Source organism: Pandoraea eparura (assembly GCF_902459725.1).
Classification (GTDB): domain Bacteria; phylum Pseudomonadota; class Gammaproteobacteria; order Burkholderiales; family Burkholderiaceae; genus Pandoraea; species Pandoraea eparura.
Window position 1 is genome coordinate 648,909 of sequence record NZ_CABPSH010000001.1, and the last position, 17,273, is coordinate 666,181.

The window sequence follows — 17,273 nt, forward strand, 5'->3', positions numbered from 1 at the left end:
CTGTCTTGATGGCTTTCCGGATTCATGGACGTTGTGCTTACAGACCGACCAGAGCCGGCAGACCGCCAAGATCCTTCATTTCGTGGGAACCCCAGACCGGCCAGCTCGGCTCGTGTCCACGCGCGATGAACGCGCGGTTCTTGATGCCGATGTCATCCGCCGACAGATGGTCGTAGCGATAGCTCGACGACACATGCAGGATGTCCTCCGGGTTACAGCCCAACTGATCGATCATGTATTCGAAAGCTTGCAAGCGCGGCTTGTAGGCTTGCGCCTGCTCGGCGGTGTAGACGCGGTGGAATGGAGCCCCCAGCTTCTCGACGCTGTGGGGAATCAGGTCATTCATGGAGTTGGAGAGGATCACCAGCCGGTATTCCTTGGCCAGCCTAGCCAGCGCATTCGGCACGTCCGGGTGGGGATTCCAGGTCTTCACCGCTTCGTAGAACTCGAGGCCTTCGTTGTCGCGGCATTCGAAACCCCAACGGCGACAGGTGCGCTCGACGGAATTGCACAGGATTTCGTCGTACGGCCTGAAGTCGCCCATCACTTCATCCAGGCGATAGCGCGCGAAGTCGGTGGTGAACTGCTTCATATTCTCGGGAGAGACACGGTCGGCGAAAAGTTCTTCCATCTTCTCTTTCATCTGGAAGTTGATCAGCGTTCCGTAGCAATCGAAGGAAATGTATTTCGGCCTCAAGTTGGTAGTCATGGTTCAGATTCCTGTGTGTGACAAATTCGTGCCTGCGGAGTCGCTGCGTCCGGTCGGCGGCCCTGGTCGAGAAGCGCGTTCACGCTTGCTTTGCGTTGCGTTCTGCACTCGCGAAAACGTTGTCTCCTGATGAGTATTACAGCACCGCCTTCTCGTATGAATGTCTTGTTTTGAGTGGGTCCAAACACAGAAATGGTGGTATTTGAAGCATCACTCAGCATAATTTGCTGCCCCCCCGAAATTGGCCGCGCCGGCGTGGCTGCAGACGCGGAATTTCTGCCCTTTTCAAGGGCGGAAATGCACGCCGCGACAGAAAATGCCGCTGCGGCCATCTCAGCCGTTCTTCGCGAAATCGACCAGCACGCTCTTGAAGCGCAAGTTCGCCTCATACGCCTGACGGCCGAGGTCCTTGCCAATACCGGAGCGCTTGTAGCCGCCGGTCGGGATCACATAATCCGAGCTGCGGCCATAACGATTGATCCATACCGTGCCCGCTTCGATGCCGCGTGCCATGCGCAATGCACGGCCGATATCGGCGGTATGGACGCCGGCCGCCAGGCCGTACTCTGGATGGTCGGCCAGCACCAGCGCCTCCTCCTCGTCATCGAAGACCTGCACCGTGATCACAGGTCCGAAGATTTCCGCTTTGACCGCGTCCATGCGGCTGTCGACATTGCTCAGAAGGGTCGGCTGGTAGAACGCGCCTTCGTTGCCGGTTGCAATGCGACATCCGCCTGCAACAACGCGTGCGCCTTCCGTCACCGAGCGCTGCACGATGCCGTCGATTCGCTCCATTTCCCGTTTCGAAATGATCGGGCTCATGGTGGTGCCAGGATCCCAGGTATTGCCGGCCTTGAGTTCCGCAAAGATCGCGCAAAGGCGCTCGACAAAGCGGTCGGCGACGGCGCGCTGCACGATCAGGCGCGACCCGGCCACGCAGACCTGACCGGCATTGAGCGTGATGGCGCGCGCAACGGTACGCGCGGTTTTTTCCAGGTCAGGCAGGTCGGCGAAGACGACTTGCGGACTCTTGCCGCCCAACTCGAGGGTCACCGACTTGGTGCCGTGTTCCGCGCACGTGGCCATGATGGCGGCGCCGGTCCTGGTCGAGCCAGTGAAGGTGACTTTCGAAATCCGTGGATGGCGGCACAGGGCATCGCCGGTGGTGCGGCCGTCGCCCTGCACGATGTTGAAGATCCCTTCCGGCATGCCGGCCTCGATCGCCAGTTCGGCCAGGCGCAGGATGCTGAACGGCGTCATCTCGGAAGGCTTGAGCACGACCGCATTTCCTGCAGCGAGCGCCGGCGCCACCTTCCACGATCCCATCACGAGCGGCAGGTTCCAGGGCGCGATGGCGCCGATGACACCGTAGGGTTCCGCGATGGTCATGCCGAGATTGTCGTTGCGGGTCGGCAAAACGTCGCCGCCGATCTTGTCGGCCCACTCCGCGAAGAAACGAATGCCGTCCGCTGTAAACGGCACGTCCCAGGTGGCCACGTCCTTGACCGGCCGAGTCGAACCGGTCGCTTCGAGCGGCGCCAGGGTCTTCACATCGGCATCGATGAGGTCCGCCCAGCGCCGCAGGATGCGCGCACGCTCACGCGGCGCGCAACGCGCCCAGTTGCTGCTTCTGAAGGCGTGCCAGGAATCCTGCACCGCCTGGTCGACTAGGTCGGCATCTGCCACCGGCAGGCCGGCATAGCTCAGACCGTCCGATGGCCGCTTCACGTCCATCGTGTCGGCACTGCCCTCGACATAGCGTCCGCCGATAAAATGCGCACTGCGCACTGCCACCTGATCCGGGTCGAAACATTCCATCGCCTATCCTTTTCATGAATACGGATGAGACCGGCGCTAGGAATGGCAACCCGGCCCACATGACGCTGAATGAATTTTACGAGTGCCCTCGAAGCATTTTGCGCGGTCTTGCCCACTCCGAACGGCACAAGCTTGCGTTCTGGCGCAACGGACAGACGATCATTTCGAATTGCATTTGCCCCGTCGTCAGACGCTCTTTCATATGGCAAGATGCCAGCAATCGACCGAGTCTTCGGACTATCGAAATGTGATCCGCTACGCTGTGCAAAAGCAACGCAGCTTTTGTTGCCGCAGTTGGCAAGGCAGATGAGGAGCAAAGCATGAATGATCGAAAGGCGAACAGCGGCATCCGCTACCGCAGGATGATGGCCGATGACCTGCCGGCCGCACACAAGCTGTCACTGTCGACGTTGTGGCCGCACCGGCTGGAGGACTGGAAGTTCGTTCATGAACTCGGCGAGGGCATCGTCGCTGAAGGCGAGTCCGGCATTATCGGGACGATCATGTGCTGGCTGCACGGCTCCAACTACGCCTCGCTCGGTATGACGATTGTCTCGCCCGACCATCGGCATCAAGGCATTGCCAAGGAACTGGTTTCCCGCATCCTCGAGGAAATCGGCAACCGCACCGTCATGCTGAATACCACCGCGAACGGCGTGCCATTGTTTGAACGTTTCGGCTTTGTACAGAGCGGCTGGGCCCACCGACACCAAGGCAGCGTCTTCCGCACGCCGTTCGTGCCGCTCGGCCCTGGCGAGCGCATCCGCCCGACCAGCCCGCGCGACGAGGCTGCCTTGGCGAATATGGCCAACCGCTCGACCGGCGTGCCGGGCGCCACCGTGATCAAGCACTTGCTGACAGTCGGCGACGCCGTCGCCATCGACCGCTACGGCGAGCTGATCGCCTTCGCCGCTCTGCGCAAGTTCGGTCTGGGCTATGTCATCGGCCCGGTCGTCGCTCCCGATGCCGAGCGCGCCAAGGCCTTGATCGCCCACTGGGCGGGCACGCATGCAGGTTCGTTCGTGCGCGTCGACGTACCGGGCAGCAGCGGCCTCAGCCCCTGGCTCATCGAGATGGGCCTGGTTCAGGTCGACGAGACGGTGACCTCGATGGTACGAGGCGAACCGCCGCGGCCCGAGCCGGCGGTCACGCGCTTCGCGCTGCTCAGTCATTCGCTCGGTTAGATCCATTGATAGTTCGCTGCGGGCAGGAAGAGAGTCCGCCTCCCGCTCAGCCACCAGTTCCCGTCGGGGGAGTGCTTCATCACCACCTCGTCGAACAGACGACGCACAAGGAAAACACCATGACAATTCAGACAACCGATACCGCAGTCACTTATCGCCGGATGACTGAAAACGACCTGTCCGCAGCACATGCGCTATCGCAGGCTGTGGGCTGGCTGCATCGCCCTGAAGACTGGCAATTTGTCCTTCGACTCGGCACCGGCTTCGTTGCAGAAGAAGACGGCGCAATGATCGGCACCGCTCTGTGCTGGAAACAGGGAGATTCGCATGCATCGCTTGGAATGATCATCGTTGCGCCGGAACATCAGGGCAAAGGCATCGGCCGCGCGCTGATGAACCTGGTGCTGGAGGTGCTCGGCAACCGCTGCACGCTGCTCATCGCGACAGCCGCCGGGCAGCCGCTCTATGAACGCCTTGGCTTTGTGGCGACGGGCACCATCCATCAGCACCAGGGCACGATGACGCCGATCGCTCCTGTAGCACGCGCCGCCGGGGAAAGCATCCGCCTGGCCGAACCGGGCGACATCGAAAAAATCGTCGAACTGGCGAATCGGGCCACCGGCATGTCGCGCGACAATCTGGTGAAACAGTTGGCCTCCGTAGCGGAGGCTGCCGTGCTTGAACGTAATGGGGAACTTGTGGGCTTCTCCATGATGCGCCGCTTTGGCCGCGGCCACGCCATCGGGCCGGTGGTGGCTCCCGACTGCGAAGGTGCGAAGGGACTGATCGCACACTGGTCGGGCGCCTATGCCGGTTCCCTCGTCCGTGTGGATGTCACGGGCGCGAGCGGCTTGGGTACTTGGCTCACCGAAGCGGGGCTGGTGGAGGTCGGTGCCGGCGTGGCCATGGCACGCAACGGCGGGCCATGGCAGCAGGAAACCGTCAAGCAGTTTGCCATCATTAATCAGGCACTCTGCTGATTATTGACGCAATTTCACAAGCGAGTTCAATTTTTCTATTGGTAGGGCGGGGACTTTTAAATCCATTCTGGGGAAGCTTATTCAACAGGCTTGTAAATTTCAGAAAAGTCGCATGAACCCCAGTTCCCACCGGTCAATACGGTGCAAATTTTCTCGTCCCGTCTGATTTTGATGGCACTGGCCAATAACGCGCCAATATCAATCGACGTGATCGAGGGCTGGCGGCAGCATTACAATCGGGCCCGTCCGCTTTCCAGTCTGGGCTAAGAAAGCTCCGAAGCATTCAGCAAGAAGACTGCACGAGCTTTATAAATCGGAGCTATCCCAAGTTAGTCTGGCCCGAAAAAGCGGGCGGGTTCACAACTCTCTATTTTGCCAACGCCTTTCCGGTTTCTTCCGGCTTCAGATTCATTTTTTCCCTCATGTAGTCAGTCATGGCACCGCTTATTGCGCCTGCTTCAACTGCGCCAGGATCGCCGGGTTCTCCAGCGTGGAAACGTCCTGCGTGATGTCGTCTCCCTTGGCCAGCACGCGCAGTAAACGGCGCATGATCTTGCCGGAACGGGTCTTCGGCAGGTTGTCGCCGAAGCGGATTTCCTTGGGCTTGGCAATCGGGCCGATTTCCTTGCCGACCCAGTCGCGCAACTCCTTGGCGATCTGCTTCGCTTCGTCACCGGTGGGGCGCGCCCGCTTCAACACCACGAAGGCGCAGATCGATTCGCCGGTGGTTTCGTCCGGCTTGCCGACCACTGCCGCTTCGGCGACGATCGGGTTGGCGACCAGTGCCGATTCGATTTCCATCGTGCCCATCCGGTGGCCGGAGACATTGAGCACGTCGTCGATGCGGCCGGTGATAGTAAAGTAGCCGGTCTTTTCATTGCGCACCGCGCCGTCGCCGGCGAGGTAGGTCTTGCCGCCGAGCTCGTCCGGGAAGTAGCTCTTGCGGAAACGCTCCGGGTCCCCCCAGATGGTGCGGATCATCGATGGCCACGGGCGCTTGACCACCAGGATGCCGCCCTGCCCGTTCGGCAAGTCTTGGCCGGTCTCGTCTACGACGGCGGTCATGATGCCGGGCAGCGGCAAGGTGCAGGAACCCGGCACCATCGGCGTGGCGCCCGGCAGCGGGCTGATCATGTGGCCGCCGCTCTCGGTCTGCCAGAAGGTGTCGGTGACCGGGCAGTTCTCGTTGCCGACGTTCTTGTAGTACCACATCCACGCTTCCGGATTGATCGGTTCACCGACCGAGCCGAGCAGACGCAGCGACGACAGGTCGTATTTCTTCGGATGCACGTCCGGATCGGCGTCGGCAGCCTTGATCAGCGAGCGGATCGCCGTCGGCGCGGTATAGAAGATGGTGGCCTTGTGCTTCTGGATCATGTCCCAGAAGCGGCCGGCGTTCGGGTAGGTCGGCACGCCTTCGAACACGATCTGGGTCGCGCCTACCGCTAGCGGGCCATAGGCGATATAGGTGTGGCCGGTGATCCAGCCGATGTCGGCGGTGCACCAGAACACGTCGTCGGGCTTGATGTCGAAGGTCCACTTCATCGTCAGCGCCGCCCACAGGAGGTAGCCGCCGGACGAATGCTGGACGCCCTTGGGCTTGCCGGTCGAGCCCGAGGTGTAGAGGATGAACAGCGGATGCTCGGCGTCGACCCATTCCGGCTCGCATGCCGTGGATTGGCTGGCCAGCACGTCGTGCAGCCACTTGTCACGCCCTTCGGCCAACTGGATGTTGGCGCCGGTGCGCCGGTAGACCACGACGTGCTTGATGTGCTCGCAGCCTCCCAAGGCGAGCGCTTCGTCGACGATGGATTTGAGCGGCAGGTGCTTGCCGCCGCGGACCTGCTCGTCGGCGGTGATGACGGCGATAGCGCCGGCGTCGATGATGCGTTCCTGCAGCGACTTGGCCGAAAAGCCACCGAACACCACCGAGTGGGTGGCGCCGATGCGGGCACAGGCCTGCATGGCGGCGATGCCTTCGACCGACATCGGCATGTAGATGACGACCCGGTCGCCCTTCCGGATGCCGAGCGACTTGAGTCCGTTGGCGAACTGGCAAACGCGCTCGTGCAGCTCCTTGTAGCTGACCCGGGTCGTTTGACCGCCGTCGGCCTCGAAGACGATTGCGGTCTTGGCGGCATTGCCGTTCTGCAGGTTGCGGTCTAGACAGTTATAAGAGACGTTGAGCTGCCCGTCTTCGAACCAGCGGTAGAACGGGGCGTCGTTTTGGTTAAGGACCTTGGTGAAGGGTTTGTGCCAGAACAGATGGTCGCGCGCGTGCTGGGCCCAGAATCCTTCGTAGTCACGTTCGGAGGCCGCGCACATGGCGCGGTAATTGTCCATGCCCGAGATGTTTGCATTCTTCACAAAGCTCGCAGGCGGTTCGAACATGTGGGTTTCCTGCTTCAGGGGGGCGAAGTCGGCCATGATTCCTCAAAAGATTTTTTTGCAGATAACAATATCGACAAGAGCAGTCCCATTCTCCGGTGGCCTGCCGTTCAGCGTTGGGCAGCGAAGCGCAGTAGCGATATGGCATTGGTTTCGCTGCCACCCTCCGGCAACGAGCGGCCGCTCCCAATGGCGGGAACCTCGTCCAGTCGAAACACTGTGACCAGTTGCGACAATCTGACCGCTTGGTCGCGCAACGACTCGGCTGCACTCCCTGCATCCTCCACGAGCACGGCGTTCCTTTGCGTGACGGCCTTGATCCGGCCGATCGCCTGACTGATCTGATCGATACCGGAGGTCTGCTTCTGGCTTGCGGTCGCGAAATCGCTGAAGATGTGGGTCACGCGCCCGACGCTTTCCACGATATCGTTCATCGTTCCCCCTGCCTGCCGCACCAACTGAACACCGGCATCGATCTTGCCGACGGAATCGTCGATCAATTCATTAATTTCCCTGGCGGCGCTCGCGGAACGCTGTGCGAGGTTGCGCACCTCGCCGGCGACAACGGCGAAGCCCCGCCCGTGCTCACCGGCACGTGCCGCTTCCACAGCAGCATTCAAGGCCAGGATATTCGTCTGGAAAGCGATGCCGTCGATCACGCTGATGATGTCGACGATCCGCTTTGCCGCAGAATTGATCGACTCCATCTTGTCGACCACCTCGGCCACTACCGCGCCGCCTCTCTGCGCCGTTTCGGATGCGGAAACGACAACGCGGTTCGCTTCGTGGGCATTCTCCGCATTCTGCTTGACGGTCAACGCCATCTCGCTCATCGAGGAAGCGGTTTCTTTCAGTGAGAAAACCTGTTGCTCGGTCTGCTCACGCAGATCGGTGCTGCCTGATGCGACCTGTTCGGACGCTTCGTCGATTGCGTGCGTCGCTTGATTGATCTGTCCAATGGTCTGGGTGAGATTGCCTTGCATCGTGTGCATCGCTGCCAACAGGCTCTCGCTGTCTCCTTTCATGAGCGCGATCTTCGCAGTCAGGTCGCCGGCCGCAATGCCGCGCACGATCTGCGCCGCGTAACGCGGTTCACCGCCGAGGTCGCGGTAGATATTGCGTATCAGGAAATAGCCAAACAATGCCGCGGCCAGCGTCCCGAGCACGATCACCGTCACCGCAGAATTGCGCAGCATTGCATAGCGTGCAGCCGCACGTTCGTATTCCTCGCGGGCGCCGTTGACTTGAAGCTTTCGCAAGGCGTCGAGCTGCTGCACGATGGCAGGCGCCGACGCCTGCAGCTTGTCCTGCGCCGCCTTTGCCGCTTCCACGTTGCCGCTGCGTAGGGCGGATGCGGCGGGAAGCATGCTCTGCGCATCCATCCGTGACCAGTCGCTCGCCAGCTTCTCCGCCCGATGCCTTTCGTCCGACATGAGAGTCGCCGCCAGGTAGGCGTGCCAGGTGGTGTCGATCTCGGCAACGTTCTTCTCGATGCGCGCGGACTCGGCCTTTACATCCACCATCGGATCGACTATCGCCAGCGAAAGGGCGAGCCGGTTGTGTAGCAAAAGCGCATCGATCTTCGAGAGCTCTTCCAGCGCCAGCGTGCGGCCCTCATAAACTGCCTTCAATCCGTCGTTGGACCTGTTCATGCCGTGCAAGCCCAGGATGCCTATGCCGGCCGCCAACACAGACAGAAATGCGATCACCGCAATCAGACGTGATTTGATGGTCATGTTCATTGGCCCTTCTCTTCGTGCGGGAATGTCGATGCCGGATTGGGCCGACCTTTGGGCAGCCATCGGGCTGCAATTCAGTGTCGCACGGGGTATGCAGCAGAAAATGCCAAATCGTTCTCACAAGCGCAATTTCCGATGGTTTTGCGTCACACCCGCAGAATCTAACGCCGAGCCATACTCACCATGACCGGATTTGTCACATCGTTACTCCGTGCATTCCTCACTTGCGGCGCCGACAGGCCGCTGACCGATATGGCAAGAACGCCGGATTGATGGGCGAGATGGCAAACGAGGAAGCGCCGTCGCGCCGGATCGCGCCGGCAGGCGTGGGCGCAAGCACCGCGCACGCCGAGTCCGCAGGCCTCGCCACCTGTGCTAGCGCCGACTCTTGACGGCCTGCCAAGACCGAGCAGCGACATCTCGATATACGACGCTAGGCCCACCTGCTAACATGGCTGCGAGCTTCAAGCGACCTCAAAAGAGCGATGGAAAAAGATGATGCCTGATACGCCAAAACTGGACCGGATCGACATTCACATCCTCAGCCACCTGCAGCTCAACGGCCGAATCACGAACGTCGACCTGGCCGATGCGGTCGGGCTGTCGCCCAGCCCCTGTCTGATCCGGGTCAAGCGCCTGGAGAAGGCTGGCTACATCACGGGCTACGGCGCCCACGTGCAGCTCGCCAAGTTGGGGGACGTGCAGGTGGTGTTTACCCAGGTAACGCTGTCGGACCACCACCGCGAAGATTTCGCCAAGTTCGAAGCCGCCATTCGCAACGTCGACGAGGTTGTCGAATGCCACCTGGTCAGCGGCGGCTTCGACTACCTGCTCAAGTTCGTCACCCGCAGCGTGGCGCATTACCACAGCATCGCCGAGGACGTGCTCCGGCAGAGCATCAACATCGAGAAGTACTTCAGCTACATCGTGATCCAGTCGCCCTTCGTCAAGAACCACTATCCGATCGAAAAGCTATTTTTGCACCACGAAGAGTAAAGGGTTTTCGCCCCTCCTCCGAAACTGCACCAAACCTTGCCCAGCGTCCTTTGCCGGCTGCTGCCGTACTGCCAGCACCGCACAACATGCTGAACGCGCGCCAAAAAAACGGTTTTTCTCCATTTACAGGCCGAGATGGCGTCGCGCTATCCGAACACCGCCTCGGACAAGCAGCACATCGACATCCTGTCCGACCTCGGCTTGGCCTGGCGCAGTCGGCGAAGCTGAACCCCGAGCGCACATTCCCCTCGCTGTTCGAACCCGTGTACGGCTCGGCGCCCGACACCTTCGGCAAGAACATCGCCAATCCCATCGGCATGATCTGGTCGGATGCGATGATGCTGGACTTCCTGCTCGACCTGCACTCCATGCATGAACGTGCCGCGCCGCTGTCAGTGTGTGGTCCGCTGGACAAGGGGATTGCGCTCGCACGCAAGCTCGCTGTGCCCGACTGGATCATCAGCGACGAGAGACACCCAAGGGGTCGGCGCACGCGCGACTATGCCGGCTTCAGCGACCCGGACAGTTCAAAGAATGCTCTGCTGATCGAATGCGCCCAGCATTGGGAAGCCGCTGCCCTCGCCGTCGCCCAGGACGTCGCGGCGCGCTTACTCGTCTTGCACAGGATTGTCGAACCGATGGACTTGCCGGACGGATGGCAGTTGAGGCCCGGCGCGACCGTGGTGCGACTCCGCTATCTGCTGACCTGATCGACGCGCCGTCTATCGTTCGTTCGCACGGATCTGCTTGCAGCATGTTCCTACTGTTCAGTGAGGGATTTTCCTGAACCAACGAACCATGGCTCGGCTTATCGGACACGGTCGAGCATTCTCTGGAGCCGCACGATGGCCAAACCTCGGTGGCAGTGGGTGGCCGTCATAAGATGTGAGCAGACAGCTTTACTTGCCGAAGAAGGACGGGGCGGTACATAATAACTTCTGTTCCCGTTGGGAAAACAGAACAAATCTTTTTTAAATCAATGGGTTGGGTGCAGTGTTTTGTTTCCGTCGCCCGCTCCACGGCATGCTTCAGCAGCGTTCGCGGCACTCATCGATCAGCCGTCTTGCAGACGGCTTTTTTGCGTCCATCGCCTCCATGGCGACTCACGCCCGGCAGGTCGGTCTACACGGCGTCCCACATCGTGGGCGAGCCGCGATGTTATGGCTTCGCTGCGTTCTGTGCATTCTGTGCGCCCTCTCCGCCCTTCTCGCCCTTCTTGCCCTCACGGCCTCAGTGGCGTCCGCGCAAATAGCCCCACCGCCCCGCGCAGCCGCCAGCGCACCGACCGGACGCAATATCGGCATCGGCGCCCCGTGGGTCAGCTACTACGGCAACATCGCCCGCCTCGACCTCGTACGCATGGCGAACACCTTCCGGCTCATCGATATCGACGCCGATCCCGATCAAGGCAACGTCACGCCCGCACAAATCGCCTCGCTCAAGGCCGGCGGCAAGAACCGCGTCATCAGCTATCTCAATCTCGGCGCCTGCGAGCGCTTTCGATCGTATTGGCACCACGCCCCGGCCGGCTTCGTCCCCTGCGGCAGCAACCACCGCGCGCATCTGGGCCGCTACGACGGCTACCGCGATGAGACCTGGATGAACCCGTCCGACCCGGCGTACCGCAAGCTCATCGTCGCTTACGTCGCGCCGCGGTTGATTGCGCAGGGCGTCGACGGCTTCTATCTCGACAATCTCGAACTGATCGAGCATGGCACGCGTACCCGCAACGGCCCGTGCGACCCTGCTTGCCAGCAAGGCGCGCTCGATCTCGTGCGAGAACTTCGCGAAGCGTTTCCCGACAAGATCCTCGTCATGCAGAACGCCACCGGCTCGGCAACGCGACAAGGCATCACCGGCGGTGTCGCCTTCGCGTCGTTGCTCGACGGCATTGCGCACGAGGAGGTCTACGCGCCGACGCACGACGCCGACGTCGAGCGCGAACTCCAGAAGTGGGCACAACTTCGCCCCGGCGCGTCAGGACGCAAGCTTTGGATCGGCACGCTCGACTACGTCGGCGGATGCAGCAACGTGCATCGGGCGAAAATCGTCGTCGCCCGCAGTCGGGCGCACGGCTTCAGCCCGTCCGTAAGCGACGCCAGCGCCGGCCAGAACGTGGTGTGCTACTGGGGCTTCTGAGGCGCCGGGCAGGGGAAAGACCGTCAACGGGCGGGCAAAGGACAGGCGAAGGACCGTCAAAGGACGAGCGAGGCGCGCGCGCAGTGTAAACTGCTGGGTTTTCGACCCCCCAGTGAAATGGTGCAAGTGCCCCGGCGTCCCGTTATCAGCGCCCCGACACTCATACGCTCGCTGGCCCGTCTGAGCACGTTCGCCCCGCCTGAGGCCGCGCCGTCGCTCTCGGACCGCATGAGTCAGTGGCTGGGCTGGACCGACGCCATCGCCCTGTCGTCGGCCCTCAAATCCGCTCCGCCGGCCGCAACGCCCGGCGCGCGTACTGCTGCGCACGATCCGGCGAGCGAACTGGCACGCGTGCGCGCCGACCTCGCCGCCGCCATCGCCCGCGATTGCGGCCTGTCCGCCGCGCCCGGCGGACAGATCCGCGCCCTGAGCGCCGCCGAGCGTCAACGGGCAGCGTCCTTCGCGGAGTTTCCCGCCTATCGCCAACGCTACGCAACGTCGCAGCAGACGATGGATACGGCAATCAGCGCCCTGCGCACCCGCCTGCGCGGCCAGTTGGCGCGGCTCGCACCGCACGCCGCCCGCCTCGCCAGCGTCGACGCCGTCATGGAACGCGTGATGGCCGCGCGTGAGCGCACACTTCTCGCTGGCGTGCCGAATCTGCTCGAAGGGCACTTCGTGCGGCTGCGCGATACGGAACAAGCCGCGATGGCCGCCCCGCGTGTGCCCGGCGCACCGCCGCTCGCGCCCGCCGGCACGTGGCTCGACATCTTTCACCGGGACATGCAGAGCATTCTGCTCGCGGAACTGGATATACGCCTCGAACCGATCGAAGGGCTGATCGCCGCCCTCGCGTCGGTTACCCCCGGCGAAAACGTTAGTGAACCCGGACAACATGACCCGTTACCTCGTTGATCTCGTTGCCTTTGTCGCAGGGCTGGCCGTCGTCGGCTGGATCGCCATCGGCTATGCCGGCACCAACCCGCTCGCGCTGGCCGTCGCCCTGCTCATCGCCGCCGTCTATCTCTTCGGCGCCCTCGAACTCAAACGCTTCCATCAAGCGACGGATGCCCTCGCCACCGCCGTCTCCGGCCTGAACGCGGTCCCCGCATCGCTGCCGACGTGGCTCGACACACTCCCGGCCGGCCTGCGCACCGCTGTGCGTCTGCGCGTCGAAGGTGAACGCGTCGGCCTGCCCGGCCCCGCCCTCACGCCGTACCTCGTCGGCTTGCTCGTGCTGCTCGGCATGCTCGGCACCTTTCTCGGCATGGCCGCCACGTTGCGCGGCACCGGGCTCGCGCTCGAAGGCGCCACCGACCTTGAAGCCATCCGCGCCTCGCTCGCGTCGCCCGTCCGAGGCCTTGGCTTTGCGTTCGGCACGTCGGTGGCCGGGGTCGCCACGTCCGCGATGCTCGGTCTGCTCGCCGCGCTCGCCCGCAAGCAACGCGCCCAGGTCGTGCAATCGCTCGACGCGCGCATCGTCACGACGCTGCGCGGCTTCTCGCAGCAGCATCAGCGCGAAACCACGCTGCAGTTGCTCCAGCAGCAAGCGGCGGTCATGCCCGCCCTCGTCGACCGTCTGCAGGACATGATGGCCGCCATGGAGCGCCAGAGTCAGACGCTCGGCGAGCGGCTCGTCGCGAATCAGGACGCCCTGCACGCCAAGACCGACGCCTCGTACGCGCAACTCACGAGCGCCATGCAGCAGTATCTGAAGGACAGCGTGGCGACGACGGCCAATGCCGCCGGTGCCGCCATCCGCCCCGAGGTCGAGGCGACGATGGCCAGCCTCGCGCGTGAGTCGGCGTCGTGGCATCAGACCGTTTCCACCGCGATGCAGGATCGGATGGACGGCCTGTCCGATCGCTTCGAGGCCACGACCGCGCGCGTGGCAAACGTCTGGAAGGATTCGCTCGACGCCCAGTTGCGCACCAACGCATCGCTTGCCACCGATCTGCGCGCCGCACTGGGCGAATTCACGCAAACGTTCGAGACGCGTTCGTCCCGACTGGTCGACGACGTCGCCACCCGTCTCGACAATGCGACCGGCAGCATCGCCACGGCACAGACCACCGTCGCGCAGGCATGGGAGCAAGCCCTGGCCCAACAGCAGCGCTCGCACAACGCCCTGACGCAAGACCTCGGTGTCGCGCTGGAACGCTTCGCCCAGACGTTCGAAGCGCGCTCCACGGCCTTGCTCGGCGACGTAGCCGCCAAGCTCGACGCCGCCAGCGGAAATGTCAGCGGTGCGCACGAGCGCGTCGCCCAGGCGTGGGATCAATCGATCGCGCTGCAACAGCAGGCCAATGCCGCCCTGAACACCGAACTCGGCGCCGCGCTCGCACGCTTCACCGAGACCTTCGAGCAACGCTCGGCGCATTTGATCGACGGCGTCAGCTTGCGCACGGAAGGCGCGATGCACAGCGTGGCTGAAACGGCCAGCGTCGTGTCCGGCGAGTGGAAGCAGGCCCTCACCGCGCAGCAGTCCGCCAACGACGCACTCGCCCGCGATCTGGCGAGCGCGCTTACCCGCTTTGCGGACACCTTCGAGGCACGCGCGGCGCAGTTGCTGCAAAGCGTCTCCGCGCAGATGGATTCGACATCGGCCAACGTCGCGCAAACGTGGCGCGACGCCATCGCGGAACACACACGCACGAGCGAGCGGCTGGCCAATGGCAATCAGCAACTCGTGGCCGCGACGACCAGCGTCTTCACGGACCACAGCGCGTCATTGCTGCAAGCGCTTCACGAAGCCAACGCGGCCCATCACGACGCCACGGCCGAGCGCGAAACGCAACGCCTGTCCGCGTGGACGCAAACGCTCGAAGGCACGCTCGCCACGCTGCGCTCGGAATGGCAGCAGGTCGGTGCGAACAACGCCAGCCAGCAACAGGCCATCTGCGACACACTCGCGCGCACCGCGCTGGAGATGTCCGAACAGACGCGCGCCCACGCCAGCGACACGCTTGCCGAAATTTCGCGTCTGGTGCAAACCGCGTCCGAGGCGCCGAAGGCCGCCGCCGAGATCATCGGCGAGCTTCGCCAGAAGCTCTCGGACAGCATGGTGCGCGACAACGCCATGCTCGAAGAGCGCTCGCGCCTGCTCGACACGCTGGGCACGCTGCTCGACACCGTCAAGCACGCCGGCAACGAGCAACGCGCCGCCGTCGACGACCTGGTGACGACGTCCGCACAACTGCTCGAACGTGCCGGCTCGAATCTGGGCGACGCCATCGCCGCGCAAACGGAGAAGCTCGCGGCCGCGTCGGCGCAGGTCACGGGCAGCGCGGTGGAAATCGCAAGTCTCGGCGATGCCTTCGGGGCCGCGGTGCAATCGTTCGGCGAATCGAACTCGCAACTGCTCGACCATCTGCAACGCATCGAAGCCGCCCTCGACAAGTCGATGGCGCGCAGCGACGAACAACTCGGCTACTACGTTGCGCAAGCGCGCGAGGTCGTGGAACTGAGCGTGATGTCGCAGAAGCAGATCCTCGAAAACCTTCAGGAACTGGCGCAGACGCGTTCACAACCGGGTAGCGCGGCAGCATGAGAGACGATTTCGACGCGGAGATCGGCGACAGCGGCGAGGTCGGCGGCGCCGCGCCGACATGGGCCGTCTTCGGCGACCTGATGTCGGTGATGCTCGGCGCGTTCGTGCTCATCATGCTCGGCGTGATCGGCGTGCAGATCGAACTGTCCGCCAAACTCGATCGCGAGGTGAAGGAGCGCCGGGCCGAAACGCAACGCCGCGAGACCCTCGAGAAGGCGCTGGCCGGCCCCCTTGCGGGCGGACGCGTCACGCTCGTGAACGGTCGCATCGGCATCAGCGGGAACGTGCTCTTCGCGCTGAACTCGGACCAGTTGCAGCCGCAGGGCCGCGAAGTGCTGCGCAGCCTGGCCACACCGCTGGCCGCCTATCTGCGGGCGAGCGATGAGATTCTTATGGTCAGCGGCTTCACCGACGATCAGCAGGTGCGCGAGACAAACCGGCGATTTGCCGACAATTGGGAGTTGTCGGCCCAGCGCGCGCTCACCGTCACGCGCGAATTGATCGCCGCAGGCGTGCCGCCGTCATCGATCTTCTCTGCGGCGTTCGGCTCGGAGCAGCCCGTCACGTCGAACCGCGACGAAGCCGGTCGCGCGAAGAACCGCCGCGTGGAAATCGCGCCGATGCCGCGCAGCAGTGCCAGCAACGCGGGCAAGCCCCATGCGTGACGAGACGCACACCGAGGCCGCCGCCGCGCAGGCGCACGAGGTATCGGACATGTTGTCCGAGCAGCTCGCCGTGTGGCGCGCGCAAGGGGCCGACAAACGCGACCCGGGGCGCTTTCATCGCATCGAAGCGTTGGCGCTGCGCAGCCGTGCCTTTCGTGGCGACGTGCGGCGCGTGCTCGATGAACGTCTGACGGTACTCGTCAACGCGTTTGCACAGTCGCTTGGCGCGACCGGGGCCGAATCTGCCGTGTCTGCCGAATCCGCCTCATCAACCGCCACATCCGCTGCATCTGCGGCACCCGCTGCTTCCGCCACATCCACCACACCCGCTACATCCGCTACATCCACCGCATCCGCCACATCCGCTGAACCCGCCGCATCCGCCGCATCCGCCGCATCCGCCGATAATGCCGCCCCGACGACACAACGTCTCGTCTCGCCGCTTGCGGAATTGACGGCGAGCATTGCGCAACGCGTGGGAACCCGTGAACGGCCCGCGCCGCCGACCACGTCTCGCGCCGCCAAAGCCGCAACGCCGCCTGGCCAGACGCTCCGCGCTGGCGCCAACGCAAGCGCCACCGACGCCGTTCAGCCGGTGAGCGGGGCCACGGCACCGCCGACACGCCCCGTCACGCCGCCCGCGCCCGTAGCGCTTACACCGACGGTCATCGCCACCGACGACGCCTTCGAAGACCTCGATGTCCTCGAATACTTCCGCGAGACGTGGTCGAAGCTGAGCACCGACGGCAATCTGCGTCAGTCGCTCGCCCAGGTGCCCGAGAATGCCGGACCGCTCAACTCCAGCCATCTGGTGCACCGCGCGCTCTCGCTCATGCACGACATCTCGCCCGACTATCTGCGGCACTTCCTGCGCCACGCGGACGCCCTCTCGTGGCTCGAAGACATGGAGACCACCGGCGCGCTCGGCCACAAGCCGGCGGCTCGCGTGGCCGCCAAGCCGCCGCGCACGAAGACGCGCTAACGTCGATCCAGCGCGAATCCCCGGCGAGCAGCGGCGCGGCAAGGGCCAACGTGCGGGCTTCGCGCCGGCGCTCAGGCAGACCGCTTGCCGGGCGTGCGCGGGGCGTCAACTTGCCAGTCGAGG

At 63.5% G+C, this 17,273-nt stretch carries 12 protein-coding genes and 2 pseudogenes; 10 read left to right on the forward strand and 4 right to left on the reverse strand.

The annotated features are described in order from the left end of the window. Positions 1-37 precede the first annotated feature (37 nt). Together PEP31012_RS02900 and PEP31012_RS02905 are read right to left on the reverse strand one after the other, a co-directional pair. Complete coding sequence (locus PEP31012_RS02900) at positions 38-709, reverse strand: haloacid dehalogenase type II (RefSeq protein ID WP_150587813.1); 672 nt, start codon at positions 707-709, stop codon at positions 38-40. A 333-nt stretch (positions 710-1,042) separates the two neighbouring features. Continuing rightward, complete coding sequence (locus PEP31012_RS02905; RefSeq protein ID WP_150587814.1) at positions 1,043-2,527, reverse strand: aldehyde dehydrogenase family protein; 1,485 nt, start codon at positions 2,525-2,527, stop codon at positions 1,043-1,045. A gap of 320 nt (positions 2,528-2,847) precedes the next feature. Here PEP31012_RS02905 and PEP31012_RS02910 point away from each other — a divergent pair, with 320 nt between their 5' ends. Beyond that, positions 2,848-3,711, forward strand: coding sequence for a GNAT family N-acetyltransferase (locus PEP31012_RS02910; protein ID WP_246171111.1), 864 nt, complete (start codon positions 2,848-2,850; stop codon positions 3,709-3,711). A 119-nt stretch (positions 3,712-3,830) separates the two neighbouring features. Next, entirely contained in the window at positions 3,831-4,691 is an 861-nt protein-coding gene (locus tag PEP31012_RS02915; RefSeq protein WP_150587815.1) for a GNAT family N-acetyltransferase, read from the forward strand. Between the two features lie 444 nt (positions 4,692-5,135). Here the strand turns inward: PEP31012_RS02915 and acs are convergent, their stop codons facing one another. Further along, positions 5,136-7,118 carry an acetate--CoA ligase gene (gene acs / locus PEP31012_RS02920; protein ID WP_150587816.1) on the reverse strand — a complete coding sequence of 661 codons (1,983 nt, stop codon included), beginning with the start codon at positions 7,116-7,118 and terminating at the stop codon, positions 5,136-5,138. A gap of 71 nt (positions 7,119-7,189) precedes the next feature. Next, positions 7,190-8,821: a methyl-accepting chemotaxis protein gene (locus tag PEP31012_RS02925; RefSeq protein ID WP_174978083.1), complete on the reverse strand. Its 1,632-nt coding sequence runs from the start codon at positions 8,819-8,821 to the stop codon at positions 7,190-7,192. 495 nt (positions 8,822-9,316) lie between these two features. On the opposite strand from PEP31012_RS02925, the gene PEP31012_RS02930 reads away from it, so the two are divergent. From PEP31012_RS02930 to PEP31012_RS02960, 8 genes and pseudogenes are all read left to right on the forward strand, one after another. Next, positions 9,317-9,814, forward strand: coding sequence for an Lrp/AsnC family transcriptional regulator (locus tag PEP31012_RS02930; protein ID WP_150588065.1), 498 nt, complete (start codon positions 9,317-9,319; stop codon positions 9,812-9,814). A gap of 129 nt (positions 9,815-9,943) precedes the next feature. Continuing rightward, a pseudogene (locus PEP31012_RS02935) lies at positions 9,944-10,167 on the forward strand (isocitrate/isopropylmalate family dehydrogenase); the annotation flags it as partial. After that, positions 10,156-10,479: pseudogene (locus PEP31012_RS23865) on the forward strand (M14 family metallopeptidase); the annotation flags it as partial. The pseudogenes PEP31012_RS02935 and PEP31012_RS23865, both read left to right, overlap by 12 nt. A 490-nt stretch (positions 10,480-10,969) precedes the next feature. Beyond that, the gene (locus PEP31012_RS02940) at positions 10,970-11,953 is read left to right on the forward strand and encodes a glycoside hydrolase family 191 protein (protein WP_150587818.1); all 984 of its coding nucleotides are present in this window, start codon (positions 10,970-10,972) and stop codon (positions 11,951-11,953) included. Positions 11,954-12,070: 117 nt separating this feature from the next. Beyond that, entirely contained in the window at positions 12,071-12,868 is a 798-nt protein-coding gene (locus PEP31012_RS02945) for a DUF3348 domain-containing protein (RefSeq protein WP_150587819.1), read from the forward strand. Beyond that, complete coding sequence (locus PEP31012_RS02950; RefSeq protein WP_150587820.1) at positions 12,849-15,503, forward strand: DUF802 domain-containing protein; 2,655 nt, start codon at positions 12,849-12,851, stop codon at positions 15,501-15,503. Before PEP31012_RS02945 ends, PEP31012_RS02950 begins: the two co-directional genes overlap by 20 nt. Further along, complete coding sequence (locus PEP31012_RS02955; RefSeq protein ID WP_150587821.1) at positions 15,500-16,168, forward strand: OmpA family protein; 669 nt, start codon at positions 15,500-15,502, stop codon at positions 16,166-16,168. Before PEP31012_RS02950 ends, PEP31012_RS02955 begins: the two co-directional genes overlap by 4 nt. After that, on the forward strand, positions 16,161-17,150 hold the full coding sequence (locus PEP31012_RS02960) for a DUF2894 domain-containing protein (RefSeq protein WP_150587822.1): 990 nt from the start codon (positions 16,161-16,163) through the stop codon (positions 17,148-17,150). Before PEP31012_RS02955 ends, PEP31012_RS02960 begins: the two co-directional genes overlap by 8 nt. Positions 17,151-17,273: the final 123 nt, after the last annotated feature.

What these genes read in the sequence shown, in the direction of transcription:
- PEP31012_RS02900 (WP_150587813.1), bottom strand. Translation starts at nt 709, where the DNA reads ATGACTACCAACTTGAGGCCGAAATACATTTCCTTCGATTGCTACGGA.
- PEP31012_RS02905 (WP_150587814.1), bottom strand. Translation starts at nt 2,527, where the DNA reads ATGGAATGTTTCGACCCGGATCAGGTGGCAGTGCGCAGTGCGCATTTT.
- PEP31012_RS02910 (WP_246171111.1), top strand. Translation starts at nt 2,848, where the DNA reads ATGAATGATCGAAAGGCGAACAGCGGCATCCGCTACCGCAGGATGATG.
- PEP31012_RS02915 (WP_150587815.1), top strand. Translation starts at nt 3,831, where the DNA reads ATGACAATTCAGACAACCGATACCGCAGTCACTTATCGCCGGATGACT.
- acs (WP_150587816.1), bottom strand. Translation starts at nt 7,118, where the DNA reads ATGGCCGACTTCGCCCCCCTGAAGCAGGAAACCCACATGTTCGAACCG.
- PEP31012_RS02925 (WP_174978083.1), bottom strand. Translation starts at nt 8,821, where the DNA reads ATGAACATGACCATCAAATCACGTCTGATTGCGGTGATCGCATTTCTG.
- PEP31012_RS02930 (WP_150588065.1), top strand. Translation starts at nt 9,317, where the DNA reads ATGCCTGATACGCCAAAACTGGACCGGATCGACATTCACATCCTCAGC.
- PEP31012_RS02940 (WP_150587818.1), top strand. Translation starts at nt 10,970, where the DNA reads ATGTTATGGCTTCGCTGCGTTCTGTGCATTCTGTGCGCCCTCTCCGCC.
- PEP31012_RS02945 (WP_150587819.1), top strand. Translation starts at nt 12,071, where the DNA reads ATGGTGCAAGTGCCCCGGCGTCCCGTTATCAGCGCCCCGACACTCATA.
- PEP31012_RS02950 (WP_150587820.1), top strand. Translation starts at nt 12,849, where the DNA reads ATGACCCGTTACCTCGTTGATCTCGTTGCCTTTGTCGCAGGGCTGGCC.
- PEP31012_RS02955 (WP_150587821.1), top strand. Translation starts at nt 15,500, where the DNA reads ATGAGAGACGATTTCGACGCGGAGATCGGCGACAGCGGCGAGGTCGGC.
- PEP31012_RS02960 (WP_150587822.1), top strand. Translation starts at nt 16,161, where the DNA reads ATGCGTGACGAGACGCACACCGAGGCCGCCGCCGCGCAGGCGCACGAG.